Source organism: Natranaerobius trueperi, from assembly GCF_002216005.1.
Lineage (GTDB): Bacteria > Bacillota > Natranaerobiia > Natranaerobiales > Natranaerobiaceae > Natranaerobius_A > Natranaerobius_A trueperi.
The window spans coordinates 1-403 of record NZ_NIQC01000098.1; the positions used below are offsets into that span (position 1 = coordinate 1).

1 tRNA gene and 2 rRNA genes are annotated in these 403 nt (G+C 49.4%); all 3 read left to right on the forward strand.

The window, feature by feature from the left end:
- The first annotated feature begins 10 nt into the window (after positions 1 to 10).
- The 3 genes from rrf (CDO51_RS13250) to rrf (CDO51_RS13260) all read left to right on the forward strand — a co-directional run bounded on the left by rrf (CDO51_RS13250) (position 11) and on the right by rrf (CDO51_RS13260) (position 391).
- Positions 11 to 127 (forward strand): 5S ribosomal RNA (gene rrf, locus CDO51_RS13250).
- Between the two features lie 13 nt (positions 128 to 140).
- Positions 141 to 215 (forward strand) — tRNA-Asn (locus CDO51_RS13255).
- Positions 216 to 274: 59 nt separating this feature from the next.
- Positions 275 to 391, forward strand: a 5S ribosomal RNA gene (gene rrf, locus CDO51_RS13260).
- Positions 392 to 403 lie beyond the last annotated feature (12 nt).

Sequence of the window (403 nt, forward strand, 5' to 3'; positions counted from 1 at the left end):
TGATTTCTAGCCCGGTGAAAATAGCGGAGGGGATACACCTGTTACCATGCCGAACACAGCAGTTAAGCCCTCCTGCGCCTATGGTACTGGGAGCGAAAGCTCCTGGGAGAGTAGGTCTTCGCCGGGCACTATATAAATGTTCCTCAGTAGCTCAGTGGTAGAGCGCCCGGCTGTTAACCGGTAGGTCGCAGGTTCGAATCCTGCCTGGGGAGCCATTTCTCAATTTCAAATTTAATATAACCTTTTAAATATAATAAAAAATAAGAGATAAGCCCGCGGTGAAAATAGCGGAGGGGATACACCTGTTACCATGCCGAACACAGCAGTTAAGCCCTCCTGCGCCTATGGTACTGGGAGCGAAAGCTCCTGGGAGAGTAGGTCTTCGCCGGGCTTTTTTATTTTA